Origin of the sequence: Agathobaculum sp. NTUH-O15-33 (assembly GCF_033193315.1) — a bacterium.
GTDB classification, from domain to species: domain Bacteria; phylum Bacillota; class Clostridia; order Oscillospirales; family Butyricicoccaceae; genus Agathobaculum; species Agathobaculum faecihominis_A.
The window spans coordinates 3,755,947-3,781,513 of record NZ_CP136187.1 but is presented as its reverse complement, the minus strand read 5'-3'; the positions used below and the strand labels follow the sequence as shown (position 1 = coordinate 3,781,513).

Below are 25,567 nucleotides of genomic sequence, written 5' to 3'. Positions count from 1 at the left end.
GAACGGTTTCCCTCAATCTTTTTCGCGCAAATAGGCTTTGATGGTTTCCAGAAAGGGTACGCCGTAGCGATCGGCCTTGGCTTCGCCCACGCCGCGCACTTCAAGGAATTCCTCGGCGGTAATGGGCTTGCGGGCGGCCATGTCGCTTAAGGCGGCGTTGGAAAAGATAATATAGGGCGGCACATGCGCTTGCCGCGCCAGACGGGCGCGGCAGTCGCGCAGCAGGTCGAACAGCGTGGAATCGGCCGTGCCCACGGCGGCCCCGGCCTTTTCCGCGGCCTTGAGCGCGGGCGGCTTTTCGCGCGGCAGCTTGATTACAAAGGTGTCGCGCCCGCGCATGAGCGCGTTGCCCGCAGGCGTCAGGTACAGCGTGTTGTGGCGTTCGGCGTCGCTTTGCAGGCAGCCCCGGTCGATCAAGGTATCGATCAGCTGCCGCACGCGCTTTGCCGTCTGCTCTTCCATAATGCCATAGGTGGAAAGCGATTGCAGGCCGAACTTTTCTATTTTTTCGCTTTGGCTGCCACACAGCACGGCGCTGACGACGATCTTGCCGAAATGCAGCCCGCGTTCGGCCAGCCGGTACACGCAGGATAAAATTTTCTGCGCGTCCAAGGTGGCGTCCACCTCTTCAAAGGTGGTGTCGCAGTTGCCGCAGTGCCCGCACGATACCGGCGCGGCTTCGCCGAAATAGCCTAGGATGAACCGGCGCAGGCAATCGGTCGTGGTGGCGTAAAAGGTCATTTGGCGCAGGCGTTCATATTCCCGATCCAGCAGGGCGGCTCGCGTTTGCTCGTCCAGTCCCTCCTCGGGCGCGGCCTCGCGGCTGCGCTCGATCAGGAAGCGGGCGGTGTGCACATCCTGCCCGCTGTATAAAAGGATACAGTCCGCCGGTTCGCCGTCGCGCCCCGCGCGTCCGGCTTCCTGATAGTAGCTTTCCATGTTTTTCGGCATATTGTAGTGAATCACGAAGGAAACGTTCGATTTGTCAATGCCCATGCCGAAAGCGTTGGTCGCCACCATGACCGGCTTCAGATCATACAAAAAATCATCCTGATTTTGCTGCCGTTCCTCCGCGGGCAGGCCCGCGTGGTAGCGGGTCGCGGCAAGGCCCTTGGCGCAGAGCATGTCGCACACATCCTCCACGGTTTTTCGCGTCGCGCAGTAGATCACGCCGCTTTTGTCCCGCCGCCCGGCGAGCAGGCGCAGCAGCGCCTGCGGCTTGCTGGATGGGTGCTCGACCGCGAAATAGAGATTGGGCCGGTCGAAGCCGGTCGTCAGCGTGAACGGCTCGCGCAGGGCGAGCGCGCGCACGACATCCTCGCGCACCGTGGCTGTCGCGGTCGCGGTGAAGGCGGAAACGAGCGGACGGCGCGGCAAAAGCGAAAGAAAATCGAGTATTTTTAAGTAGCTGGGGCGAAAATCCTGCCCCCACTGGGAAATACAGTGTGCTTCGTCCACCGTGACCATGGAGATCTCGGCTTCGCGGGCAAAGGCAAGAAAATCCGGCGCAGTCAGGCGCTCGGGCGCGACATAAAGCAGCTTGTAGCCGCCCTGCCGCGCTTCGTACAGCGTATCGCCCATTTCGGCGGCGGAAAGCGCGCTGTTTAAATAAGCGGCTGGCACGCCGGACTGCCGCAACGCGCCGACTTGATCCTGCATCAGCGAGATCAGCGGCGAGATGACGAGCGTCACCCCGGGCAGCAGCAGCGCGGGCACCTGATAGCAAAGCGATTTGCCCGCGCCCGTGGGCATCACGCCGAGCACGTCGCGCCCCTCCAGAATGGCCTCGATCAGCCGATCCTGCCCGGGCCGAAACGAATCATAGCCGAAATATTGCTTTAAAACCTGCTTTGCCGCCGCGCTTTCCATATACTTCTCCTCTTTGTATGCGTTTTCCCTTTCCTATCATACCATCTGGTGGGAAAAAGGGCAATGAAAAAGCAAAGGTCCCGGCGCGGGAGTCCGTTCAGACTCCCGCGCCGGGGCTTTGTTTGCAGCCGGGCTGCGGTTAAAAAGAGTAGGGGGTTTTGAGTACGATCGTTTTCAGCTGGCTCAGTTCTTCCAGCGTATACCGGCCGCCCTCGCGCCCAAGGCCGCTCATTTTATAGCCGCCAAAGGGCTGATCGCTGGTCCGGTACGCGCCCGAACCGCCGATCACACAGGCGCCGGCCTGTATATTTCTGGCCACATACATCATCTGCGACAGATCCTTGCCTAAAACGCCGGAGGACAGGCCGTACATCGTGTGGTTGGCAAGCGCGATGGCGTCGTCCACCGTGTCATACGGCAGCACCGACCAGACCGGGCCGAACAGCTCCAGATCCCGCGCCGCGTCCACTTCGGGCGTTATCTCCAATACGGTGGGTTCAAAGTACGCGCCTTGCAGGCGGCGCCCGCCAAAGCGCAGGGTCGCGCCCTGCGAAACGCAGTGCCGCAGGTTTTCTTCCAGCTCCTTCGCGGCGCGCTCCGAGATGAGCGGCCCGCAATCGGTCCGGGGATCGGCCGGGTCGCCGACGCGGACGGCCCGCAAGCGACGGATCAGGCCGTCCAGAAAGGCTTCCTTGCGGTCCCTTGGAATGAGGAAGCGTTTGCCCGCGCAGCACACCTGTCCGGCGTTGCCGATGCGGGAGGCGAACGCCTCCTCCACGGCGGTATTCAGGTCGGCGTCCGGCAGGATGATGAGCGGATCGTTGCCGCCCAGCTCCAAATGCAGCCGGTGCAGATGGGCGGCCGCGTTTTGCGCGATTTCGACGCCCACGCGGGTGCTGCCGGTCAGGTTGATGAGCGCCACGCGCGCGTCGGCGGTCAGCCACGCGCCGATCTTCGCGCCGCTGCCGGTGACGATCTGCGCCGCGTTGCCCGGCACGCCGCTTTCCAGCAGCAGCTCGGTCACGCGGATATCGGTCAGCGGCGTTTCGGAAGCGGGCTTGATGATCACCGCGTTGCCCATGAGCAGCGCGGGCACCACCTTGTGCATGAACGAATCAATGGGGAAGTTGAACGGCAGGATGCACACAACAACGCCAAGCGGTTCGCGCACCGTCATCACCAGCGCGTTTTCCGTCCCGGCCCAGTTGTCCGGCGCGAAGGTCTCGCCGCCCAGTGTGCGCGCAAGCTCCGCGTAGTGTTCGCCAAGCGCGCGGCTGCCCAGAATGCAGCCGCGCGCCGCGGCGGTCGTTTTACCGGTTTCGCGCTGCAAAAGCGCGGTCAGTTCCTCCGCGGCGTCCTCAAATTTTTGCAGAAACGTGCGAATGACGGCAATGCGCCGATGCAGCGGGCAGGCGCGCCATTCCTTCGCGCCCTGCTCGGCGTTTTCCAGCGCCTCTTCGATATCCTGCTTGGTCGCGGCGGGCACGGTGTCGATCAGCCGCGCGGCGGCGGGGTCGTAGACGGATAGGGTGGCCCCGTCCCGCGCGTCCGTGGGACGGCCGCCAACGAGCATTTTCATATGGTTTCACTCCTTTTTATGGGGTCTGCTTTACAGGAGCGCTTCTTTTGGCGACGGATTCCCGCGTGACCAGCCTCGGTTCCAGCAGGATCTTTTCCTTGGCCGGTTCCGCGAGCGGATGGTCCTTGTTGTCCTCATTTTCTTGCAGGCGGCGCATCAGCAGGCCGCACGCGGTCTCCGCGATCTGCTGCAAGGGGGTCTCCACCGTGGTCAGGCGCGGGTAGGAGGCCTCGGTCACCAGCATGTTGTCGTATCCGATGACCGAAACATCCTCCGGCACGCGAAACCCAAGGTCGAGCAGGCCGCGAATCACACCAAAGGCCATTAGGTCGTAGTAGCACGCGATCGCGGTGATATCCGGGCAGCGGTGCATCAGCGTTTGCGCCGCGCCGGTACCGGCTTCGTAATAATGGCCGGTCGCGTTGACGACATAGGCCTCGTTATAGGGAATGCCGTGCTCCCCGAGCGCGTCGATATAGCCCTGCTTCTGCGCGGCGGAATGCGACTGTTGCAGCATGCGGTCGATATAACCGATGTGCCGGTGTCCCATGCGGATGAGGTAGTTGATCGCCATGCGTTCGCCGCGGTAGTTGTCCGCCGCGACAACGTCGGTCTCAAAGTCCTGTAAAACACGGTCCAGCAAAATGATGGGGCAGTGGTGCTGGGCGATCTCCTGAAGCTTGGGGCAGCGGTCCTCCGCCGGGATGGCGAAAACAGCGTCCACCTGCTTCATCAGCATGGTGTCCAGCGCGCGCTTTTCCATTTCCACATCATAGTAGGTGTTGCATACGATCAAATTGAAGCCCTGCTCGAACAGGATGCACTGAATGGCGTCCGCGAGGCGGCCGAACGTTTCGTTGGCAATGGTGGGGATGATCAGCCCGACGGTGTAGGATTTCTTGCTGCGCAGGCCCCCGCCCATCTGGTTCGGGTAATAGTGCAGGCGGGCGATGGATTCGCGCACGCGCTGCGCGACGGACAGGCTCACATTCTTGGTGTTGTTGATCACGTGAGACACTGTGGCGGTGGAAACCCCGGCGTCGCTGGCTACATCTTTGATCGTAATTCTCATGAGGCGGCCCAAACCTTCCCTTTTATCATAATCAGCTCGATATGGATATCATCGTCAAAGAGTAAAAGGTCCGCATCCTTACCGGCCGCGATGCTGCCCAGACGGCGTTCCACGCCCAAGGCCTTCGCGGGGGTGAGCGTCATCATGCGCACGGCTTCGGGCAGCGGGACGCCGACGCGCCTGTACATGGTACGGACCAGCCGGTCCGCCGTCGCAATGCTGCCGCCGAAGCTGGCCTTGCCCGGCATGTACGCCACGCCGCCTTCGATGATCACGCGCTGTCCGTTTTTCAGGCTGCCGAGCGTGCTTTCCGCCACATCCGTTCCGGCGGCGCGCATGGAATCGGTCACCAGACAGATACGATCCGGCCCTTTGGTCTTATAAATCAATTTTAGCAAAGATAGGGGCAAATGGCAACCATCTGCAATCACCTCGGCGGTCAAATCGTCGATGAGCAGCCCGCTTTCGGCCACGCCAAGGTACATTTTCGCCTCTTTGCGCGTCAAGCGGGACATGCCGTTCCAAAAGTGCGTGATCATGCCGTAGCCGTTTTCGCTCGCCGCCAGCACCTCTTCGTAGACCGCGTTGGAGTGGCCGATCGAGCCGATGATACCGTGCGCGCGCATCCAGTTGCCCATTTGCAGCGCGCCCGGCAGCTCGGGCGCGACCGACCAGATACGGATCGAGGGGCAGTGCGCGAAGATCCGCTGGTATTCTTCCGGCAAGGGATTCTTGATAAAGCGTTTATCCTGCGCCGCGTTCTGCTCCGGCGAAAAATACGGGCCCTCCAGATGCGCGCCCAAAATTTCGGGCATGCCTTCGCGCAGCGCGGCGGCGCGGTCGATGTTCGATAGGTTTTCAAACAGCTCCTCATCCTGCGAGGACAGCGTGGTGGGCAGCAGCGCCGTGGTGCCGTGCCGCATATGCGTGCGGCACGCCGCCGCGATCGCGTCGACCGAGCCGTCCATAAAATCGTGCCCGCCCGCGCCGTGGGTGTGCAGATCGATAAAGCCGGGCGAAAGATAACGGCCCTTCGCGTTTATCACCTGATCGTCCGGCCGGCGGTCATAATCCGGCCCTTCGGTCACAAAGGCGATTTTGCCGTCCTCTACCGCCGCCGTGCCCCGGAACAGCCGCGCGGGGGCGACGATAACGGCGTTTTCCAATACAGTGCGCATGGTAGGGTAGCGCCTCCTTTACCGGTTCAGCAGGGCGGCGGCGGCCGTATCCAAAAACAGCTGCGCGTTTTTGTGCAGGCGCATGGCGGTGGCGGGCACGGCTAGGCCAACCGGCCCTTCCAGACATTTCTGCACAATGGCGCTTTTGGTTTCGCTGGGCGAAATGACGATCAGGACCGGCGCGCGCAGCAGCGTGGGCATGGTCAGCGTGATCGCGCCCTGCGGCACTTCGGCCTCGCAGGAGAACCATTTATCGTGCACCTGCTGCATGCGGCATTCCTCGTCTAGCGATAGGTTGGGCTTGACCAGCTTGGGGTCGAAAAAGTCCGCCAGATAGGGGTCGTTAAACGCCATGTGGCCGTTTTCGCCGATGCCGGCAAAGGTCAGGTCGATCGGGTGCTCGCGCAGCAGCGCGCTGTACCGCTCGCATTCCGCTTCGATATCCTCCGCCAGACCGTTCATATAAAACGTGTTTTTCAGGGGAAGGTACTGAAAAAAGTTGTCGCGCAGATACCCGACAAACGAAGCCTTGTGGTCGGGCGCGATGCCGATGTATTCATCCATATGGAAGGCGTTGACCCGGCTCCAGTCCACGTCCTCGCGGCGCAGGGCGTTCAATACGTCCATTTGCGAGGGGGAGGAAGCAAAGATCAGGTTCGCCTCTTCTTTTTCCGCAAGGATAGCCCGGATCTGCTCGGCGGCAAACTTTGCGCAGGACGCGCCCAATTCGTCTCTTGAGGGATAGCAGTGAACGCGCAGCAGATCAACCCAAAATTCCTCGTGCATATTTGATTCACTCCTTTAATGTTTTCATAAAGACATGTGCAGCATTTCCACGATATCGGCGCGCTCTAGTTTTTTCAGCGTCACGCCCATGCAAAAGGCCATGGCGCTGCAGGTAACGTCCGCGATTTCCTCGATCTGGTCCTCGCGCACGTTCAGCTCGGTCAGGCGCGTCTGCATGCCGCTGTTTTTCAGGAACCGTTCCATCAGCTTGCCGCATTCACTGGCGGCCTGCTCGTCCGGCAGCGCGGGGTCCGCGCCCAGAATACGGGCGACTGTGGCGTAGCGTTCCGGGTCCGCGTCCCAGGTGTAATCCATAAAAGCGACCGCCGCGGTGGCGAGCGCGCGCCCATGGGGGATATCGGTCACGCCGCTGATGGAGTGGCCCATGGCGTGCAGCCCGCAGGTGGCGGCCAAAACGATCGCCATGCCGCCCAGCGTATTGGCCCAAGCCATTTTACCGCGCGCTTCCAGATCGTCCGGGTGGTCGAGCACGCGCGGCAGGTACTGCGCCGTCAGCCGCATGGCTTCCAAGGAGACCATTTCGGTATACGGCGTCGCCACGGTGGAAAGATAAGCCTCCATGGCGTGGAAAAACACATCCACGCCGGTTTGCGCGGTCACGCCGCGCGGCAGTGAAAGCATCAGCTCGGGGTCGATGATGGAAGCCACGGGCATCATGCAGGGGCAGCCGAGACCGGGCTTTTCATGCGTCTTGGTGTTGGTGATCACGGAAAAATACGTCGCTTCCGAACCGGTGCCCGCCGTGGTCGTCACGCAGATGCAGGGGTTGGTCTCTGTCAGCTGTTCCGCGGCGCGCGCTTGGCCGGGCATGTAGTCCATGACCACGCCGCCGTTGCGGCTGATCATCGAGATCGCTTTGGCGCCGTCCATCGCGCTGCCGCCGCCAAGGCCGATCGTCATGTCGCAGCCCTCGCGCGCAAAGAGCAAAACGCCCTCGTCCACATTGTGGTCCTTGGGGTTGGGCTCAACGCCGCTGAACACCGTGTAGGCCACGCCCGCGCTTTCGAGCGACGCGGTCGCCTTGTCGAGAATGCCAAAGTTTTTCATATCGTCGCCCGTGGTGACGATCATCGCCTTTTTGCCGTACGCCTTCGCGGTCTCGCCAAGACGGGCGATGGTTCCCGCGCCGAAGATCAGCTTGGTCGGAAAATAAGTATCAAAGCATTTCATAATCGGGTTCTTTCCTCCTCACCAAAGTGTGTAGCCGCCGTCCACGGTGATCACGCTGCCTTGCATATAGTCCGCCGCCGGGGAACACAGCAAGATCAGCGCGCCCCAAAGCTCGTTCGGTTCGCCCAGACGGTGCATGGGGATCATGTCGAGCACCTTGCCCTCAAACGTGGGGTCGGCCGCGAAAAACCGGCGGTTGGGCTCGGTGCCGTAATAGCCGGGGCAGATCGCGTTGACATTGATGCCGTCGCCCGCCCATTCGACCGCGAGCGTTTTGGTCAGCATGGCGACCGCGGCCTTGGAGACCTCGTAGGAACCGCCGTATACGCCGCGGTTGACGATCAGCGCCGACATGGAAGAAATGTTGACGATCTTGCCCTTTTTCTGCCGCCGCATCACTTCGCCCACCGCGCGGCAAAGCGCGTAGGTGCCGATCACGTTGGGGTACATGACCGCCTCGAATTCCTCCGGCGTGGTCTGCTGCGGGGGCTTGTTATTGCGCATGGCCGCCGCGTTGTTGACCAGAATGTCGATCTTGCCGTAAACGTCCGTACAGGCGGCGGCGATGCGGTCCGGGTCGCCGGGCTTGGCGATATCCGCCGCGCACCAGTGGCACCGCACCCCGTACGCCGCGCGAATCTCCTCGGCCACCCGCTGTAAGCCCTCCGGATGGCGCGCCGCCAGAAAAAGGTCGGCCCCGCTCTGCGCGAGCGCGTGGGCAAAGCCCTCGCCCAGCCCCTTGCTTGCGCCGGTCACAATCGCGGTCTGGCCGGTCAAATCAAAGCATTTCAGCATAATAGCACTCTTTTCCGCCTTCCGTTATGGGAAGGTCTTTACTTGCCCTCAAAAAATTCAAACATCGTGCCGATGCAGGCGCTGTAATCCATTTTGCCCTTGCCGTCGCGGATCGCGGTGCGCAGCATGGCCAATTCGCCGTCCAGCAAAAAGGCAGGCACCTGAAATTCCTCGAACAGGCTGCGGCAATAGGACAGATCCTTGTGCGCCAGTTCAAGGGCGAACGCCATCTCGTACGTCTGGTGGATCATTTTGGGCACGTAGAACTGCATGGTGCCGCAGCCCATGCCGGTGCTGAGCAGCAATTCATAAACCTGATCCATATCGAGCCCCAGCTTTTGCGCGAGCGGAAAAGCCATGGCGTAGATATTGACGTAACTCATGGCCACGAAGTTGAACAGGATCTTGGTCACGTGGCCCGCGCCGCTCTCGCCTAAATTAGGGTACCGGTCGGCAAAGCAGCGCACGATCGGCGCGAGCTTTTCATGCATTGCCGCGTCGCCGCCGAAAAGCGCCATCAGCTTGCCGTTCTGCGCGTCCGCGGGCGCGCCCGAAATCGCCAGATCGACCAGCTGGCCGCCTGCCGCCTTGATGCGCGCGTAAAGCGCGCGCGTCGTCTGCGGGTAGCTGGTCGAGGTATCGACGATGGTCTTGCCCTGAACGCCCGCCGCGATAAATTCCTCTATGATGGGAACGACCTGCTTGGAGGAGGGCAGGGAGAGAAATACAATGTCGCACGCTTTCCACACCGCGCCGGTGCTGTCCGCGATCGCCGCCTTGTTTTGATAGGCCTCGTCCGCCAGCGCCTTGGGGTTTAAATCGAATACCGTTACGTCCAGTCCGCCTGCGATCAGCGCCTTGCAGATCGCCCCGCCCATATTGCCAAGCCCGATAAAACCGATTTTCTCCATGATCGAAGCTCCTTTTCCATTTGTTTTGCCGCGCGCGGTTTAAGCTGATCGTCCCACCCTCTCCCGTTCTCAAACGGAGAAATATAAACGTTTAACTATTCTTTTCTTAGTATTGCATGGGGGAAAACAATTTTCAATCAACAACATTCATAAAAAAATGAAAGATTTTCGTTGCTATTCACGATTTTTAAAGAATGTTTATTTTGATATGGACAAGGTAAATACATGGTGTTATAGTCTAATTAAACGTTTAACTAATCGGATATCCGGATCGCCCGACGAGGCGGTCTGCTTACACTGCGCTGGGGCGGGGCGTCCCAGAAGTGCTCTGCTCCTTACCTTTTGCACAGACATTGGGAAAAGAAAAAAGGAGGATTTTACATGAGACTCGCGGCATTGGATTGGGTTATCGTTGCACTGTTTATCCTCGGCATCACCGCCATCGGTCTGATGGCATCGAAAAAAGCGCATGGTAAAAAAGAAGAGCTTCTGGTAGCCGGCAGAAACGTCGGCATGTACGTTATGCTGGCAAGCGTCGTGGCCGGTGAATGGGGCGCCATCACCATGGTCTATCAGGCGGAGGCGGGCTATAACAACGGCCTGTCCGCCATGTTCCTCGGCGTGGTGATCGTGATCGGCTCGGTACTCGCCGGCATGGGCGGCTATTTTGCCGTATGGGTGCGCCGGCTCAAGATCATGACCATCCCGGAGATCATGGAATTCCGCTACGGAAAAGTAGCGCGCGCGATCGCCGGCTTTGCCATGGTCGCGGCGTTCCTCGTCATGCTGGGCACGTTTTTGCAGGGCCTCGGCAACATGTTCGGCGTGTTCCTCGGCACCGATCCCAAGCTGGTTATGACGCTGATGCTGATCTTGGCCTTGGCCTACACCGTTACGGGCGGCATGTGGTCGGTTGTGCTGACTGATCTGGTGCAGTTTTTGATTCTGGGCCTTGTCATTCCGCTTTGCTCCGTTATCGCGATCGTACACGTGGGCGGCTGGGACGCGCTGTACAACGGCGTGTATGCCGCGCTGGGCGAACCCGGCGTCAACCCGGTGGCGTGCTACGGCATGCCCACGATCTGGTATCAGATTATTTATTTCTTTATCGCAATGGCGGTCTATCCGACCTCGCTCACGCGCGTGTGCTCCTGCCGCTCGGTGCGCGAGGGCTACAAGGGTTCTACCCTTGGCTACTCGTCGTTTTTGGCCCGCGCGTGCTTCCCGGTCATCATCGGCGCCGCCGGCCTGATCATTGTGCCGAACCTGACAAGCGGCATCACGGCCTATGCGGAAACCATGCTGGCCATCGTGCCGACCGGCTTGCTAGGGCTGATCGTCGCCGGTATGCTGTCGGCCTTTATGTCCACCGCGGATACCTATTATATGACCTGCGCCTCCATGATCCCGCAGGATATCATCGGGCCGCTGCTGCCACAGAATAAAAAGCTTTCGGATAAGCAGACCTCGCTCCTCATCCGCCTCGGTATTTTGCTCACCGCGCTTTGCGCGCTGTATGTCGGCTATTATTACGAGGGCGGCATGATCTACTGGGTGGTCAAGCTGGCGGAGCTGATGTTCGTTTCCGGCGTAGCCGTCGCGTGCTTCTTCGGTATGTACTGGAAAAAGGCGAATCAGTGGGGCGCGTGCGCGTCGCTGGTGTTCGGCCTGCTCTCCGCGGTGATCACCAACTATATCCTCGGTCTGGACGCTTGGGTCATCGGCTTTAGCTCGATGGGCTCGTCCGTTGTCGGTATGGTGGTATTTTCGCTCCTGACGCAGAAGACGGATCCGCCGAAAAAGATTGTTGGCGTTTACCGCGAACGGCGCGGTCTGGCAAACGGTATGGATTAAACCGCTTCGGAAAGGAAGGTTATTATGAACTGGAGTATGTTTCACGCGATCACGCTCGGTATATCCTTCGGTACCTTTGGGTTTTTGTACCTGATGGTTTTGATCAAGGGCATTCCGGAGGCGATCAAAACCATGCGCGCGGAGGACGGATCCTCGGATCGTTGAGGACGCGCGAACAGTTTACGGCGGGGGAGTGCTTCATATGTTGATTGTAAAAGAGACAACCACCAGAGAGGACGCCGTCCGGTCGGTCGTGCGGACACACCGGCTGAAACAGACGCCCACGCAGGTCAAGGCGGTATACCGCCCGTTCTGGCTGGGCCGGACGGATTATCAGGCGCGCGAGCGGGACGGCAGCCCGGTGTCGGGCACCATCGTCTTTCTGGCGGACGCGCGTATCCTGCACTGGTCGATCATCGGCGTGTACAAACGCAAGATTGCGGACGCGCTCGATCTGCGGGATCACCAAGTCAACTTTGTGGCCACGGAAACGCGGCCGGAAGAGCAGGCCGAGGTTTTGGAGGCGCTGCTTTCCAGCAGCGAACTCCCCTCGCGTGCAAAGCTGTATTCCTCCCGCCGGTTTCTTGCGCGCACGCTCAAGCTGGGCAAGATCGAGTTTGCGGAAAGCATCGATTATCAGTTGATCCACCGCCCCTATTGGGAGATCGAGTTCCAAAACCGGCGCGGTCAGGAGGACGTCGCCCTCGTGAGCCGCGATGATATTTTGATTCGCAAACGGGTTTAACGGGATTAAGGAGGCTACTTATGCAAATCGCACTGCTGGTAGGTATCGTGGCGACATTGATCGCCATCGTAAAGGTCGGGTTTTTCCCGTCCGGCAATAGCAAGTAGAGGGATACGAAAAGGAGGTCTTACGGATGACAGGGATTTTGATTGGTATCGTGATCGGCCTGCTGATCGAGCTTGGGCTATGGAAATTCTGCGATTGGTTTATCAAGTTCCGCGATCTGGAGGACGCCGACGCATCCAATTAAAGCGCCGCGCGTTGATTAAAAAATAGAAAAAGCGGCTCTGCAGGTTGCTGCAGGGCCGCTTTTCCGTTGTTTTTGCAGAGAAAATCAGAACTGCTGGTCGTTCTTCTTGTTCTGCTGGTTCTTGTTCTGGCTCTGCTGATTGTTCTGATTGTTCTGGCTGTTCTGGTTCTGCTGGTTGTTGTTCTGGTTATTGTTCTGCTTGCTCATGAACGAATCACCTCTTTACTTGATTTTTCGTTCCTAGTATCGTCCAAACTCCGGTGAAATATGCGTGGAATACTTGCGCGGCGGCAAAAAATTTGATAAAATTATAGTGCGCTTTTGTGCGCTTCATCTGTTTTAAATTTTATTGTTAGTATAGAAAGAGGGAAATCCATCATGTCGGGACATTCCAAGTGGCATAATATTGCCAAGCGCAAGGGCGCGAACGACGCGAAAAAGGCAAAGATCTTCACCAAGATCGGCCGAGAGATGGCGATCGCCATCAAGGAGGGCGGTTCGGCAAACCCGGACTTCAACGCCCGCCTGCGCGATTGTGTGGCCAAGGCCAAGGCCAACAATATGCCCAACGACAATATCAAGCGCACGCTGGATAAATATTCCGGCGCGAACGGCCAGATCGAATACGAAGCCAACACCTACGAGGGCTACGGCGTAGGCGGCACGGCCGTGATCGTCGAAACGCTGACCGATAACCGCAACCGCACCGTGGCCGATGTGCGCCATCTGTTTGACAAGTACGGCGCGGGTCTCGGCGCGTCGAACTGCGTGTCTTGGCAGTTTGATAAAAAGGGCGTCATCATCATGGAGCGCGAGGATAAGGACGAGGACACCGTCATGATGCAGGCGCTCGAAGCCGGCGCGGAGGATTTTCAGGCCGACGAGGACACCTTTGAGATCTACACCACGCCCGAGGATTTTTCCGCCGTGCGCGAAGCGCTCGAAACGCTGGGCTATTCGTTTGTAGAGGCCGAGATCGAAATGGTGCCGCAGAACTATGTTTCCCTCGAAAGCGAGGAAGACATGGCCAAAATGCGCAAAATGCTCGACGGGCTTGAGGATAACGACGATGTGCAAGCGGTCTGGCACAACTGGGAGAACGAGGATGAGTACGAGGGATGATCCCGCGCCCGTCCGCCTAACGCTTCCTATGAAATCACACAAAAGCAGCTCTTCACACAGGCGTTTCGCCCGTGTGAAGAGCTGCTTTTTTGCATTACGCGCCGTTCAGGCGGCCACGGAACTCGCGCGGGGATACCCCCACCACCTTGCGGAACAGCTTGCTGAAGTAGTTCGGGTCGGTAAAGCCGACGTCGAACGAGATCTCGGTGGTGCGGCGCGCGGGGTCGCCCAGCAGGCGCTTGGCCTGCTCAATGCGGGTGAATGTGATGAATTCGATCAGCGCCTGCCCGGTCTCCTGCCGGAAAAGCGAGCTGAAATAGGACGGGCTCATGCTGACATGCTGCGCCACATCGGTGAGCGAAAGCCCGGGCACATGGTAATTTTCGCGCACAAATTGCTGCGCCAGCGCGATCACCGCGCCGTTTTTCCGGCCGCGCAGCGCGATACGGGCGGCGAGCGCCGCGCGCAGCAACCGGTCGAGCAGGTCGAAAAAACCGTCCAGATCGTGCCGGTCCATGCAAAGCCCCAGTTCGAGCAGGTAGTTGTCCAGACTGAACGCCGCGTTGTCCACGCCCAGCTCGGTCAGCGTCTCGCGCACCGTGGACAGCATGTCCAGCCCGATATGAATGAACAGCAGCGCGCTGCAGCTTAAATATTTTTCCCGCAGCTGCGCGAGGAACGGCGGGATATCCTGCGCCCCGCCGTAGCAAAGCAGTCCCCGCAGCAGCTCTTCCTCCGTGCCCAGCGTGAGCGTTTGCAGGGTCACGTCGCCGTTCAGGTCGCGTACATCCAAAATGGTGCGTTCCTCCCCCTGCGGGCGGATGGTCAGCGCGAACTGCGCCTCGGCGAAAGATTCGCCCAGCCGCAGCAGCGAGTGCTGCGTGCGGCTGATCGCGATCGCGCAGTCCTTCACGCCGTCGCATGCGAGCAGCGCGTCCTGCAAGGCGGCGGCGAGGCGGCGCGCCTGCGCGGGCAGCTCGTCCCCTTCGCCGGCAAGGAAAAAACGGATATCATCCGCGGCCTTGGAAAAAACAAATACGTCCCGCCGCCCGCCGAGCAGCGCTTCCACGGCCTGCATCAGGTCCAGCCCATGAAGCGCCTCCTGCTGGGAGGAACGCGCCGCGCCAAAGCTTACCGACGCGACAGCCGCGATATAGCCGCTGTGGAACAGATCGAGTCCCCAGATATCCGACTGCCGCCGCGCCTCGCCCTCGGATAAAAAGCCGCTTGCCAGATCGCTCAAAAATTTTTGCAGCGCAAAATGGCCGCGCAGGCGCCGCTCGGCCTGTTCGGCCTCAATGCTCTCTTTTTGCGAACGCAGCACGCGCAAAAGATCGTCCGCTTTGAACGGCTTAATCAGGTATTCGCTCACGCCAAGGCGAATGGCCTGCTGCGCGTAGGAAAAATCGCTGTAACCGCTTAGAATGACGATGCGGATCGCGGGCCAACGCTCGCGCACCGCGGCGCACAGCTCCAAACCGTCCATGAAGGGCATGCGGATATCGGTCAGCAAAATATCGACCGGGTGGGCTTCCAGCAGGGTGAGCGCGTCCTCGCCGTTGGAGGCTTCGCCGATCAGGCAGAATTCGTCCTGCTGCCAGATGCGGCTGCGCGCCACGTTCGCGCGCACCATGTATTCATCCTCGACGAACGCCACATTATAACGCATCCTCGGTCTCCTTTCGGTCAAAGCAAAGGGGCACGGAAAGCGAGACCGTGCAGCCCCGCATCGGTCCTGCGCGGATGCGCAGGCCGTAGGCCGGGCCGAAGAACAGCCGCAGCCTTTGGTTCACGTTTTGCAGGCCATAGCAGGCGTCCGGCGTGATCTGGTCGGAAGCGATGCGCGCGCGCAGGCGGCTTAGCTCGTCCGGCGCCATGCCCGCGCCGTTGTCCCGCACCTCGATATGGAGAAACGCGTCCTCGCGCCGAACCGCAATGAGCAGCTTGCCCTTTTCGCCCGCGGGATAGCGGCGCTCCTTGATGCCGTGGTAGATGGCGTTTTCCGCCAGCGGCTGCAAGATGATCTTGGGAAACATGATATCCGCGAGGTCGCCCTTTGTTTGGATCTCGTAATCAAACAGGTCGAAGTAACGCATGTGCAGCACTTCCAGATAACTCCGCGCGTGCTCTATTTCCCGTTTCAGCGGCACGATATCCATGCCGCCGCTGAGCGTCAGCTTATAGAAGTTGGATAGCGACATCAAAAGGTCGATGACCTCCTTGCTGTCGCCGTTTTCGGCGGCCCACACGGCGCTGTCCATCGAGTTATACAAAAAATGCGGGTTGATCTGCTCTTGCAGGGCTTTCAGCTCGCTGCGCTGCAAATTTTGCTGTTCCTCCACCACGCGCGCCATCAGCGCCTTGATATTGACCAGCATGCCGTTGAAGCTTTCGCACAAAAACTGGATCTCTCGCCCGCCGCCGACCGGCGCGATCACGTCCAGATCGCCCGCGGCGGCCTTTTGCATGTGGCCGGTCAGCTCGATCAGCGGCCGCGACAGGCCGCGGGAGATAAGGATGTTGATACCGCAGATCAGCGTCACCGCCGCGAACAGCGAAAGCCCGATCGAGAGAATGATCGTGCGTGTCGGGCGCATCAGCTGGTGTTCCGGCGCGGTCGAAACGATGAACCAGTCGATCTGGTCCAGCGCCCGGTAGGCGATCAGGGACTTTTCTCCGTGCAGCTTGGCGCTGAAGGCGCCGCTCTGTCCGTCCGTGGAAACGATGCGCGCGCACTGTTCGGCGGAAAGCAGCGTTTCGGCCTCGGGCGCGTCCGAGAAAACCAGCGTGCCCGATCGGTCTAGGATCAGCACATGGCCGCCCTCTGAAATGCGGGAATCCATCAGCACATCGGTCAGGTAGTTGCGGCGCAGGCTGACGCGCATGATCCCGGCCAGCTCGTTCGTGCCGGTTTTGAAAATGCCCGTCGCCAGACAGACCGCCTCGCGTTCCCACGCCTGATCGGAAAGCGGATCGGGCATGCCCCAGATATGGATGGCGCGCGGCGCTTTGGCCAGCTCGGTGAATTGGTCGGATTCCAGAAAAGCCGCGTCGGCGTAGAAAAAGCCGTTTCGTTCGCTGTAAGCGTTGCGGCGCATGCCGATAATGCTCAGATCGACAATGGGGGAATCGCTTTCCTGCACCAGCCGCCAGTTGGCGAACAGGCTTTGCAGCGCCTGCGCGGATCGGTACGCGTTGGTTTGCGCCGACGGCACGAGAAAACGCGACACGCTGTAATTTTTGGAAAGCGAAAACGCGGCGATCGCGTCTGAAAACAAGATGGAGGTATTTTGGTTGATGTAATTCGCGCTCTGCTCGACCGTGTGCTCCATATTTTTCACCGCGTGGCGGGATACCGTGTACACCGACCACCCGCCCACGCATAGGATGATCGCGGCGGACAGCAGGGAAAAGGAATAGACCAGCATGCGCTGGAACGTGGTTTTCTTGGTAAACGATTGCAGCATGATGCGGCTCCTTCCCCGGTCGCGGCGCTTTACACTTCTCTTCTCTTATTATAGAAAACCACGGCTGGAAAAAACAGAGGTGCAGCGCAGAAACGAAAAATAAGACAGGTTAATCAAAAGAATTTATCTATTCGGGGCAAGCATAATCTGGTAGCATAAAAGCACAGGGAGAGAGGCCCAAGGATATGCGGATTGAAGGAGGAAATAAAGATGAAGAATCATTTAAAACGGATCTTTGCCGGATTTTTGGCGGCGGGAATGGCGCTGACTCTGACCGCGTGCGGCGATAAGCCCGCCGCAAAGCAGGACGAGCCGAGCCAGACCGGCCAACCGGCGGACGCGGCGGGCGATGCCGGGGCGGATGGCCGCACCTTCGCGGTGGTGTTCCCGATCGTCCACCCGTTCTTTGAACCCATCGGCGTGGACGCTGAAGAGTACGGCGCGGAAAAAGGCTGGAAGGTCATCACCAAGGCGCCCGATTCCTCGAACGCGCAGCAGCAGATCGAGATCGTGGAAAACCTGATCTCGATGGGGGTGGACGGCATCGCCGTCGGCCCGACCGACCCGGACGCGCTGGCTTCTACCATTGACAAAGCGCTCGAGGCGGGCATCAAGGTCATTTGCTTTGAGACCGATTCGCCGAACAGCAAGCGTCTGGCCTACATCGGCACGGACAACTACAACGCGGGCCGCCACATGGGCGCCGTGATCGAAAAGAACCTCGGCGGCAAGGGCAACATCATGATTCTGACCGGTCTGCCCACGCAGATGAGCCTGAACGAGCGCATTCGCGGCATCAAGGAATACCTTGGCGAAAAGTGCCCGGATATTCAGATCATCGATACGCAGACCAGCGAGGGCGACGCGCAGAAGGCCGTCACCGCGACGGAAAACATGATTCAGGCGCACAGCGACTTTGACGCCATCATCGGCATCGACGCGACGGCGGGCCCGGCGGCGGTATCGGTCTGGAAGGCCATGGGCTGGCAGAACGACCCCGAACACCTGATCATCACGTTTGACGACATGCCCGACAACCTGCAGGGCATGAAGGATGGTTATATCAAGGCCATCGTCGCCCAGCGGCAGACCTCGTGGGGCGTCAGCGTGCTCGATCTGCTGAACGATCTGTGCGACGGCAAGACGGTGCAGGATTACACGGACACCGGCTCGATCGAGATCACCCTTGACAATATCGATACCTATCCGGACGAGCCTTCCTTCGTCGAATCATAAAGCGTGGCCGGCGGGGCGGATGAACGGCGGTTTCATCCGCCCCGCCTTTCTTAAACTTTTTACCCCAAGGAGCGTGATGCAAGATGCGCAGCCCCGATAATCATAAGGCCCAGGTCTCATTCAAGCAGATCGTACAGCGCCGCGAAAGCGCCATGTTTATTTTTCTGGTGCTTATCCTCGTCGGTATGTCGGTCGCCCGGCCGGATACGTTTTTTTCCACGCAGAACTTCGTCAATATTTTAAAGCAGATCAGCCTTGTCGCGATCATTGCGGTCGGGCAAACCTTTATCATGATCACCGGGGGTATCGACCTATCGGTCGGTTATTCGCTCGGTCTGGGCGGCATCGTCATGACCAAATTCATGTCCATCGGCATGAATTCATGGGGCGCGATCCTTGTCGGCGTCCTGACCTGCGTGCTGATCGGCCTGCTCAACGGCCTGTTCATCACCCGGCTGAACCTGCCGCCCTTTATCGTGACCATGGGCATGGCGAACATCGCCAGAGGCCTGACGTACATCATCACACAGGGCTTTCCCATCTCAACGAATAACGGGTTTGTGCTCGCCCTTGGCAACAATTCGATCGGCATGATCCCGATCATGGCGATCATCATGCTGGTCATCGTCGCGGCGGCGGTCTATCTGCTGGGCTATACCTCGTTTGGCACGCGCATTCTGAGCATTGGCGGCAACGAGACCGCCACCATGCTGTCCGGCATCAATGTCAAGCGGTATAAGGTGCTGGTGTATTCGCTCGCCGGGCTGCTTTGCGGCATCGCGGGCGTGATCATGGTGGGCCGCTTGAACGCGGGCAACCCAAACGCGGGCAACAGCTTTGATATGGATACCATCGCGGCCACCATCGTCGGCGGCACGGCGCTTTCCGGCGGCGAGGGCACGGTGGTCGGCACGCTGTTCGGCGCGCTGCTGCTCGGCATCATCAAAAACAGCTTGGTGATGCTGGACGTCAACATGTACTGGCAGACGGTCGCGGTCGGCGCGATCATCATTTTGGTGTGTGCGGTGGACTATTTCGCGCAGTCGAAAAAGAAAAAGTGAGCGCGGGGGAGGGATTAGTATGCAGCCGGTGCTCAATATGCGGGGCATCACCAAGCGGTTCCCCGGCGTGCTCGCGCTTGACCATGTGGATTTTGACCTGCGAAAGGGCGAAATACACGCGCTGGTCGGCGAAAACGGCGCGGGCAAATCAACCCTGATGAAGGTGCTGGGCGGCGTTTACCGCCCGGAGGAGGGCGAGATCGAAATCGGCGGGCGGCAGGTTACAATCACCTGCCCGCACGATTCGCTGCAAAACAAGGTTGGCGTGATCTATCAGGAGTTCAATCTGGTCAAAACGCTCGACATCGCCTCAAACATTTTCCTCGGCCGGGAACTGACCACCGTGGGCATGCATCTCAGCCGCGGCGCGATGCAGCGGCAGGCGCGGGAAGTCATGGCGCGCCTTGGCGTGCCGGACTGTAACTGCGCGCAAAAGGTCAAGTACCTGAGCGTCGCCATGCAGCAGCTGGTTGAGATCGGCAAGGCGATCTTCAACGATATCGAGATACTCGTCATGGACGAACCGACCGCCGTGCTCACGAACAAGGAAACCGAAAGCCTGTTTCGCGTCATGCGCGAGCTGACGGCCAAGGGCATTTCGATCATTTACATTTCGCACCGTTTGGAGGAGATCCTCCAGATGTGCGACCGCATCACCGTTTTGCGCGACGGACGGTTCATCCAAACGCTGGACAACGGCGCGCGTACCGTGGAAAAGGACCGTATCGTCAGCTTGATGGTGGGCCGCGAACTGAGCGAATACTACCCGCCCAAGCACAACGCGATCGGGTCGGAGACCGCGCTGGAGGTGCGCGGGCTGACCCACCCCACGCTGTTCCGCGATGTGAGCTTCGCGGTGCGCCGGGGCGAAACGCTGGGCTTTTCCGGTCTGGTGGGCGCGGGCCGCAGCGAAATCATGAAAGCGATCTTCGGCGCGCTCACGCCGAGCGGGGGCGAGGTGCTGGTGGGCGGCAAGCCCGTGCGGATCCGTTCGCCGCAGCAGGCCCGCGCGGCGGGTATCGCGCTCGTGCCGGAGGACCGCAAAAACGAAGGCGCGGTGCTCGGCCTGTCCATGGCGGATAACATCTGTCTGGCAAGCCACGACCGGCTCACGGTCGCGGGCGCCTTTATCTCCAGCCGCAAGGCCGCGCTGGTCGCGCGCAGCATGGAGGATTTACAGATTCGCCCGAACGATGCGCGCCGGAAGATCGGCAATTTCAGCGGCGGCAACCAGCAAAAGGGCATTTTGGCCAAGTGGATGGCGGCCGAGCCCTCCATTATGATTCTGGACGAGCCGACGCGCGGCATCGATGTGGGCGCGAAGGCGGAAATTTATACGTTGATCCACCGGCTGACCGCAAAGGGCGTGGCCGTGATCGTCATTTCGTCCGAGCTGCCCGAGCTGCTCGGTATTTGCGACCGCATTTTGGTCGTGCGCAGCGGCCGCATCAACGGCGAATTCACAAAGGCACAGTTTGATCAGGACGCGATCATGCGCGCGTCCATTGAGTGAGGAGGTTTTATTCATGCGTTATTTTCCGCTTTTTATCGACGGCGCGTGGCGCGGCGGGTCGGAGGGAAAAAGGTTCGCCTCGTATAACAAGGCGACCGGCGCGGCGGTGAACGAATTCGCGGTTTCCACGCAGGCCGACGTGGCCGAGGCGTGCCGCGCCGCCCGGGCGGCGGCCCCCCTGTGGGCCGGGCTGGATGCGGAAACACGCGCGGGCTATATGCGGAAAGCCGCCGCCGTCATGCGGCGCAGGCAGCGCGAAATGGCGGAGGTCGAAGCGGCCGAGACAGGCAAGCCGGTGTTCGATACGTTTGGATTCGATACCCGCGTCGCCATTTGGGCGTTCGAGTACTTTGCGGGTCTCGCCCTTGAGATCAAGGGCGATGTGATCCCGCTGGGCGATTGCAATTTCCGGGATTTTGATTTTGTCACCTACGAGCCGTACGGCGTGGCCGCGATCATCGCGCCCTATAACTTCCCGATTCATCTGCTCACGCGTTCGATGGCGCCCGCGCTGGCGGCGGGCAATACCTGCGTGATCAAGGGTTCGTCCATCACGCCGACGACTGCGGCCATGGTCGCGGAAGCGTGCGAGGAGGCCGGGTTCCCGCGCGGCGTGGTCAATCTGGTGCAGGGCAGCGGCGCGACGGTCGGCGAATGGCTGGTGCGCGACCCGGAGGTGGACGTGGTCGGTTTTACCGGCTCGGAAGAGGTCGGGCGGCAACTGATGCACCTGTCCGCCGCATCCAAGGTCATCAAAAAGCTGGTGCTCGAACTGGGCGGCAAGGGCGGTGTAATCATCGAGCCGGACGCCGATCTCGATATTGCGACCACCTGCCAGATCGAGGGCTTCACCTTTAACCAAGGCGAGGTGTGCTGCGCGATGACGCGCGCCATCGTACACGAGCGCGTGAAGGACGCGTATTTGGAGCTGCTGGCCCAAAAGTGCGATCAGGTCCGCATCGGCGACCCGCTGGACGATGAGACCCGCATGGGCGCGCTCATTAGCATGGAACATTTGAACCGGGTGCACGGCCACGTGCGCCGCGCGGTTGAGCAAGGCGCGGCGCTGTATTATGGCGGCGAACGGTATATGGAAGGCCTGTGCGCGGAGGGGCCGTTCTACCGCCCGACCATCCTGACCGGCGTAACGCCCGATATGGACGCTTGGCGGCAGGAGATATTCGGCCCGGTGCTTTGCGTGGCGACCTATACCGAGCTGGAGGACGCGATCGAGCTGGCCAACGCGACGGACTTCGGCCTTGGCGCGAATATCTTTACCGAAGACCTGAAAAAGGCGTATCAGATCGGGCGGCGGCTCAACGCGGGCTCGGTTTGGGTCAACCTGCCTAACGGCATGCATATGGCCTGTCCGTTCGGCGGCAATAAAAACAGCGGAACGGGCCGCGAATACGGCACCTACGGCCTGCACGAGTACCTGAAGGTTAAAAACAACATGTGGCGTATGCACGATTAAGGTGCGCGTCCACGGCACATTGTGTAGACGCACACAGCTTCTTTCTCCTTTCCTCAAACGGGACGCGGCGGCCGCTTTTAAGCGGCCGCCGCGTCCCGTTTGCAGGGTTAAGTCCAGAGACTGAGCAGGCGAAGCAGCTGATCCACGTCGACAGGCTTGGCGATATGCGCGTTCATGCCCGCGTCCTTGGCGCGCTGCACATCCTCCGCGAACGCATCCGCCGTCATAGCGATGATGGGGATGATCGCGGCGTCCGGCCGGGACAACGCCCGGATGGCGCGCGTCGCGGCGTAGCCGTCCATTATGGGCATGCGGATATCCATCAGGATCGCGTCGAACGCATGCGGCGCCGAGGCGGCGAAACGGTCCACCGCCTGCTGTCCGTCGTCGACAGAAATGACCTCCGCGCCGGCCATGCGCAAAAATTCCTGCGCGATTTCTTGATTGAGCGCGTTGTCCTCAACCAGCAGCAGCCGCTTTCCGGCAAGCGAGCGCCGCTTGCCTTCAGCGACCGGAACGGCGGCAGGCTCGACGGCGCCGTCCGCCAGTTCGAGCGTCAGCGTTACGGTAAAGGCCGTGCCCGCGCCGAGCTTGCTTTCGCAAGTGATCGTGCCGCCCATCATGCGAACCAGATTGTAGGCGATGGCCATGCCCAGTCCGGTGCCGTTTTGCCGGCTGGTACGGGTATCGTCGGCGCGGGCAAAGGGCTCAAACAAATGCTTTTGGAAGTCTTCGCTCATGCCGATGCCGGTATCCCGGCAAAGCAGCCGGTATTGGCCGTGGCCGGGGCGCGAGGCGGGCAGCTCGGCGGCGCAAAAGTGGATGCTGCCTCCATCGGGCGTGTATTTGCAGGCGTTGGACAGAATGTTGACCAGAATTTGCTGCAACCGCAGCGCGTCGCACTTTGCCTGCTTGTGTTTGATATGCTTGAGATCGACGGTCAAATGCAGGTGCTTTTGCTCGATATTGGGCTGCACCAGCAAAAGCGAGCCTTCGATCAGCTCGGGCAGCGAGGTGCGCGCAAGGTTTAGGTCAAGCTTGCCGCTTTCGATCTTGGACATATCGAGCACCTCGTTAATCAGGCCGAGCAGGTGCTTGCTCGATAGGGCGATCTTGTCCAAACAGTCGCGCACGCGCGCTTCATCGCCGGTCCCGGCGGCAGCCAGCGCCGTCATTCCGATGATGGCGTTCATCGGCGTGCGGATATCGTGGCTCATTTTGGAAAGAAAATCGCTTTTCGCCATGTTGGCGTTTTCGGCGCGGCGCAGCGCGTCCTCTAAAAGCTGCTTGGTCTCCAACTGCTGGCGAATGTCTTCGTCTATGTTGCGCACCGCGAGCGTGACCGACGGCGGCGCGCCGCCGCTGTCGCTGCTGAGGATAAAGCGCATCTGCATCCATTCATAGTTTTCGCCCACCAGCTTGCGGAACGTGTGCCTGCGTTCCGGCTGCTCCGCCGTAAGCTCGTGCAGGCTGGACAGGGCGCAAAAAGCCGAGACCGCGGCGCGGTCGTCCGGATGCACCAGCTTGAGGATGTACTGGCGTATGGTCTCGCTGTACCGGGTATGGTGGGATACGTCGAGCAGCGCGTCGGTTGTGGGCGAGGTGCGAATGGTCTGGAACATGTCCTCCTCCAGATCGATATAATACAGGGCGAAATACTCGCGGCTGAGCGCGTGCAGCACGTTTTGCTGGCGGCGGCGGTCGGATACATCGGTCAGCACGATGATAGCGCTTTCGCTGCCGAAATCCGTGTTGTTCAGATAGACCACGCGCGAGACCCAGCGGTATTCGCCGTTGATCTTACGGCGGTACTCGCCCTCGACCGAGCGCACGCCCTCGGCCTGCTGCCGGCGCAGCGTATCAAGCGAAAGCTCCCGGCAAAAGGCCGCGCGGTCGTCCGGGTGATAAAGCGTGGAAAGGCGGATGGGATCGTACGGGCTGTCTTGTTCGGTAAGGCCGTTCGCGTCCTGCTCGGCCGGGGCGCGCACGGCGCGGATGCTGCCGGCGCGGAGGTCGATGCGGTACACGCCGAAGAACAGCCGGTCAAGCGAACGCATGACCTCCTGATTCAGGCGGGAAAGCGCGGAGTGCGCGCTTTCCGCCCGCCGCTGTCCGGTGCGGTCCTCGATCAGGCCGACCGCCGAGGTCACCCGTCCGTTTTCCTCTGCTTCAACGGCGGAAAGCGTCAGCCGCACCCAAAAGCGGCCGTCCGCGGTGCGGAACTCACAGGACGCGGTGTGGCGGCCCGCGGCCAGATGGGAAAATAGCTCGCCCATGGCCGCGCGGTCGTCCGAATGGACAAAGCCGGCAAGGCTTTCGGGAATGTTTTCATAGGCGGCCTGCCAGCCATAGCGCTCGCGCGTGCGGGCGGGAACGATCAGGCGGCGCTCGCCGGGGTAATAGTGCACCGCGTAGATATCGGTATCCTGTAGCGCAAGGCGCAGCAGCTCGTCGGACATGCGGCTGCGCCGCAGCAGATCAAAATTTTGCAGCTCTGCTTTTTTGCGCCGGTCTATGTCCATAAACACGCTTTGGATCATCGGCACGCCGTCCGGCCCGTCAATCCGCTCGGCTGTGCCGATGATCCAGCAGGCTGTGCCGTCGCGCCGGAGCAGGCGGTATTCAAAGCTGTCCTTATCGCCCGGCTTTTGCAGGCTGGCGGCGCTTTTTAAAATCTGCGCGCGGTCGTCCGGGTGGATGAGCGCGGGCAGCCGCCAATCCTCCTTGGCGGCAAACTGCGCGGGGGTATAGCCGAAAATGCGAATCGCTTCCGGGTTGGCGCTGTGGAAGATGACGCGGCCCTCGTCCGCCGTCAGCTCGTATTGGACGATGCCGCAAACCACCGATTCAAACAGGCGGTCGTACCGCTGTTCGCGCCGTTCCAGCTCCCGCTTGCTTTCCACTTCTTTGGTGATGTCGCGGATCGTGCTGATGCATATTTCGCGGCCCGCGTCGTCTACCACGCGGCGGCCGATATCGTTTACCCAGATATAGTCCCCGTCCGCGCGGCGCATGCGGTACCGTACCTCGTAGGTCTGACCGGCGCGCATGCGTTCGTTCACCTGCCGGCCGATCTGCGCGCGGTCGTCCGGGTGCATGCCGTTCATGACCTGCCCGTCGATATCGGCGACAAAGGCGCTGTAGTCCGCGTAGCCTAGGTGCTCGATCATATAGTCGTTAACGCAGTACAGCGGAAAGCCGTCCCGCAGGTAACCGCCCAGCAGACCGCCGGAGATATTCATGCAAAGCAGCTCTAAAAAGCTCCGGCTCAGACCGGAGGGGAGCTCGCCGCCGTCGCTTTCAGCGAGATGGAGAATGTTTTCCCGCGCCGCGTCACGCATAGATCAAACGCCTCCTTTAATATCAATGAATTAAGTCCATTTTATCATGAACAGAGGTATAATACAATTCATTTACCGGCGCCGTGTATTTTGTAAATTTTTCGTAACGCGGTTTGCGTTTTG

At 60.2% G+C, this 25,567-nt stretch carries 20 protein-coding genes; 8 read left to right on the top strand and 12 right to left on the bottom strand.

Annotation, left to right across the window (positions count from 1 at the left end; translation table 11 throughout):
* Positions 1 to 12: 12 nt before the first annotated feature.
* The 8 genes from recQ to RWV98_RS18300 all read right to left on the bottom strand — a co-directional run bounded on the left by recQ (position 13) and on the right by RWV98_RS18300 (position 9,381).
* A complete protein-coding gene (gene recQ, locus RWV98_RS18335) occupies positions 13 to 1,869 on the bottom strand; it encodes a DNA helicase RecQ (protein ID WP_317862674.1) in 1,857 nt (618 codons plus the stop codon).
* A 139-nt stretch (positions 1,870 to 2,008) separates the two neighbouring features.
* Positions 2,009 to 3,448 carry an aldehyde dehydrogenase family protein gene (locus RWV98_RS18330; RefSeq protein WP_317862672.1) on the bottom strand — a complete coding sequence of 480 codons (1,440 nt, stop codon included), beginning with the start codon at positions 3,446 to 3,448 and terminating at the stop codon, positions 2,009 to 2,011.
* Positions 3,449 to 3,464: 16 nt separating this feature from the next.
* Positions 3,465 to 4,520: a LacI family DNA-binding transcriptional regulator gene (locus RWV98_RS18325; RefSeq protein ID WP_280963651.1), complete on the bottom strand. Its 1,056-nt coding sequence runs from the start codon at positions 4,518 to 4,520 to the stop codon at positions 3,465 to 3,467.
* A complete protein-coding gene (nagA, locus tag RWV98_RS18320; RefSeq protein ID WP_317862671.1) occupies positions 4,517 to 5,698 on the bottom strand; it encodes an N-acetylglucosamine-6-phosphate deacetylase in 1,182 nt (393 codons plus the stop codon). Before nagA ends, RWV98_RS18325 begins: the two co-directional genes overlap by 4 nt.
* 18 nt (positions 5,699 to 5,716) lie before the next feature.
* Positions 5,717 to 6,484 carry a glucosamine-6-phosphate deaminase gene (locus RWV98_RS18315; protein WP_317862669.1) on the bottom strand — a complete coding sequence of 256 codons (768 nt, stop codon included), beginning with the start codon at positions 6,482 to 6,484 and terminating at the stop codon, positions 5,717 to 5,719.
* A 24-nt stretch (positions 6,485 to 6,508) separates the two neighbouring features.
* Positions 6,509 to 7,675 (bottom strand): iron-containing alcohol dehydrogenase, encoded by a 1,167-nt coding sequence (locus RWV98_RS18310; RefSeq protein WP_280963654.1) that lies wholly within the window; start codon positions 7,673 to 7,675, stop codon positions 6,509 to 6,511.
* A gap of 18 nt (positions 7,676 to 7,693) precedes the next feature.
* A complete protein-coding gene (locus RWV98_RS18305; protein WP_317862667.1) occupies positions 7,694 to 8,470 on the bottom strand; it encodes an SDR family NAD(P)-dependent oxidoreductase in 777 nt (258 codons plus the stop codon).
* 38 nt (positions 8,471 to 8,508) lie between these two features.
* On the bottom strand, positions 8,509 to 9,381 hold the full coding sequence (locus tag RWV98_RS18300) for an NAD(P)-dependent oxidoreductase (RefSeq protein ID WP_317862665.1): 873 nt from the start codon (positions 9,379 to 9,381) through the stop codon (positions 8,509 to 8,511).
* 381 nt (positions 9,382 to 9,762) lie between these two features.
* On the opposite strand from RWV98_RS18300, the gene RWV98_RS18295 reads away from it, so the two are divergent.
* Genes RWV98_RS18295 through RWV98_RS18285 form a run of 3 tightly spaced genes read left to right on the top strand, consistent with a single transcriptional unit; the run spans position 9,763 to position 11,980 of the window.
* Positions 9,763 to 11,235, top strand: a complete 1,473-nt coding sequence (locus tag RWV98_RS18295) for a sodium:solute symporter family protein (RefSeq protein WP_280963657.1) — start codon at positions 9,763 to 9,765, stop codon at positions 11,233 to 11,235.
* A 24-nt stretch (positions 11,236 to 11,259) separates the two neighbouring features.
* A complete protein-coding gene (locus RWV98_RS18290) occupies positions 11,260 to 11,400 on the top strand; it encodes a hypothetical protein (RefSeq protein WP_280963658.1) in 141 nt (46 codons plus the stop codon).
* 37 nt (positions 11,401 to 11,437) lie between these two features.
* A complete protein-coding gene (locus RWV98_RS18285) occupies positions 11,438 to 11,980 on the top strand; it encodes a hypothetical protein (RefSeq protein ID WP_317862662.1) in 543 nt (180 codons plus the stop codon).
* A gap of 334 nt (positions 11,981 to 12,314) precedes the next feature.
* Here the strand turns inward: RWV98_RS18285 and RWV98_RS18280 are convergent, their stop codons facing one another.
* Entirely contained in the window at positions 12,315 to 12,437 is a 123-nt protein-coding gene (locus tag RWV98_RS18280; RefSeq protein ID WP_317862660.1) for a hypothetical protein, read from the bottom strand.
* 171 nt (positions 12,438 to 12,608) lie between these two features.
* Between RWV98_RS18280 and RWV98_RS18275 the strand changes: the two genes are divergently transcribed.
* Entirely contained in the window at positions 12,609 to 13,352 is a 744-nt protein-coding gene (locus tag RWV98_RS18275; protein ID WP_280963661.1) for a YebC/PmpR family DNA-binding transcriptional regulator, read from the top strand.
* 94 nt (positions 13,353 to 13,446) lie between these two features.
* Here RWV98_RS18275 and RWV98_RS18270 read toward each other — a convergent pair whose 3' ends face one another.
* Together RWV98_RS18270 and RWV98_RS18265 are read right to left on the bottom strand one after the other, a co-directional pair.
* Positions 13,447 to 15,021 carry a response regulator transcription factor gene (locus tag RWV98_RS18270; RefSeq protein WP_317862657.1) on the bottom strand — a complete coding sequence of 525 codons (1,575 nt, stop codon included), beginning with the start codon at positions 15,019 to 15,021 and terminating at the stop codon, positions 13,447 to 13,449.
* The gene (locus RWV98_RS18265; protein WP_317862655.1) at positions 15,011 to 16,819 is read right to left on the bottom strand and encodes a cache domain-containing sensor histidine kinase; all 1,809 of its coding nucleotides are present in this window, start codon (positions 16,817 to 16,819) and stop codon (positions 15,011 to 15,013) included. Before RWV98_RS18265 ends, RWV98_RS18270 begins: the two co-directional genes overlap by 11 nt.
* Positions 16,820 to 17,029: 210 nt before the next feature.
* Here RWV98_RS18265 and RWV98_RS18260 point away from each other — a divergent pair, with 210 nt between their 5' ends.
* The 4 genes from RWV98_RS18260 to RWV98_RS18245 all read left to right on the top strand — a co-directional run bounded on the left by RWV98_RS18260 (position 17,030) and on the right by RWV98_RS18245 (position 22,103).
* Positions 17,030 to 18,055, top strand: coding sequence for a substrate-binding domain-containing protein (locus RWV98_RS18260; RefSeq protein ID WP_317862653.1), 1,026 nt, complete (start codon positions 17,030 to 17,032; stop codon positions 18,053 to 18,055).
* Positions 18,056 to 18,138: 83 nt separating this feature from the next.
* Complete coding sequence (locus RWV98_RS18255; RefSeq protein ID WP_317862651.1) at positions 18,139 to 19,116, top strand: ABC transporter permease; 978 nt, start codon at positions 18,139 to 18,141, stop codon at positions 19,114 to 19,116.
* Positions 19,117 to 19,135: 19 nt separating this feature from the next.
* Positions 19,136 to 20,629, top strand: a complete 1,494-nt coding sequence (locus RWV98_RS18250) for a sugar ABC transporter ATP-binding protein (protein ID WP_317862650.1) — start codon at positions 19,136 to 19,138, stop codon at positions 20,627 to 20,629.
* 13 nt (positions 20,630 to 20,642) lie between these two features.
* Positions 20,643 to 22,103, top strand: a complete 1,461-nt coding sequence (locus RWV98_RS18245) for an aldehyde dehydrogenase family protein (RefSeq protein ID WP_317862649.1) — start codon at positions 20,643 to 20,645, stop codon at positions 22,101 to 22,103.
* 107 nt (positions 22,104 to 22,210) lie between these two features.
* On the opposite strand, the gene RWV98_RS18240 is transcribed toward RWV98_RS18245, so the two are convergent.
* Positions 22,211 to 25,444 carry a PAS domain-containing protein gene (locus RWV98_RS18240; RefSeq protein ID WP_317862648.1) on the bottom strand — a complete coding sequence of 1,078 codons (3,234 nt, stop codon included), beginning with the start codon at positions 25,442 to 25,444 and terminating at the stop codon, positions 22,211 to 22,213.
* Between the last annotated feature and the right edge of the window lie 123 nt (positions 25,445 to 25,567).

Bases quoted from the DNA above. Each gene is read 5' to 3' on its own strand.
- recQ (WP_317862674.1), bottom strand. From the start codon at position 1,869: ATGGAAAGCGCGGCGGCAAAGCAGGTTTTAAAGCAATATTTCGGCTAT.
- RWV98_RS18330 (WP_317862672.1), bottom strand. From the start codon at position 3,448: ATGAAAATGCTCGTTGGCGGCCGTCCCACGGACGCGCGGGACGGGGCC.
- RWV98_RS18325 (WP_280963651.1), bottom strand. From the start codon at position 4,520: ATGAGAATTACGATCAAAGATGTAGCCAGCGACGCCGGGGTTTCCACC.
- nagA (WP_317862671.1), bottom strand. From the start codon at position 5,698: ATGCGCACTGTATTGGAAAACGCCGTTATCGTCGCCCCCGCGCGGCTG.
- RWV98_RS18315 (WP_317862669.1), bottom strand. From the start codon at position 6,484: ATGCACGAGGAATTTTGGGTTGATCTGCTGCGCGTTCACTGCTATCCC.
- RWV98_RS18310 (WP_280963654.1), bottom strand. From the start codon at position 7,675: ATGAAATGCTTTGATACTTATTTTCCGACCAAGCTGATCTTCGGCGCG.
- RWV98_RS18305 (WP_317862667.1), bottom strand. From the start codon at position 8,470: ATGCTGAAATGCTTTGATTTGACCGGCCAGACCGCGATTGTGACCGGC.
- RWV98_RS18300 (WP_317862665.1), bottom strand. From the start codon at position 9,381: ATGGAGAAAATCGGTTTTATCGGGCTTGGCAATATGGGCGGGGCGATC.
- RWV98_RS18295 (WP_280963657.1), top strand. From the start codon at position 9,763: ATGAGACTCGCGGCATTGGATTGGGTTATCGTTGCACTGTTTATCCTC.
- RWV98_RS18290 (WP_280963658.1), top strand. From the start codon at position 11,260: ATGAACTGGAGTATGTTTCACGCGATCACGCTCGGTATATCCTTCGGT.
- RWV98_RS18285 (WP_317862662.1), top strand. From the start codon at position 11,438: ATGTTGATTGTAAAAGAGACAACCACCAGAGAGGACGCCGTCCGGTCG.
- RWV98_RS18280 (WP_317862660.1), bottom strand. From the start codon at position 12,437: ATGAGCAAGCAGAACAATAACCAGAACAACAACCAGCAGAACCAGAAC.
- RWV98_RS18275 (WP_280963661.1), top strand. From the start codon at position 12,609: ATGTCGGGACATTCCAAGTGGCATAATATTGCCAAGCGCAAGGGCGCG.
- RWV98_RS18270 (WP_317862657.1), bottom strand. From the start codon at position 15,021: ATGCGTTATAATGTGGCGTTCGTCGAGGATGAATACATGGTGCGCGCG.
- RWV98_RS18265 (WP_317862655.1), bottom strand. From the start codon at position 16,819: ATGCTGCAATCGTTTACCAAGAAAACCACGTTCCAGCGCATGCTGGTC.
- RWV98_RS18260 (WP_317862653.1), top strand. From the start codon at position 17,030: ATGAAGAATCATTTAAAACGGATCTTTGCCGGATTTTTGGCGGCGGGA.
- RWV98_RS18255 (WP_317862651.1), top strand. From the start codon at position 18,139: ATGCGCAGCCCCGATAATCATAAGGCCCAGGTCTCATTCAAGCAGATC.
- RWV98_RS18250 (WP_317862650.1), top strand. From the start codon at position 19,136: ATGCAGCCGGTGCTCAATATGCGGGGCATCACCAAGCGGTTCCCCGGC.
- RWV98_RS18245 (WP_317862649.1), top strand. From the start codon at position 20,643: ATGCGTTATTTTCCGCTTTTTATCGACGGCGCGTGGCGCGGCGGGTCG.
- RWV98_RS18240 (WP_317862648.1), bottom strand. From the start codon at position 25,444: ATGCGTGACGCGGCGCGGGAAAACATTCTCCATCTCGCTGAAAGCGAC.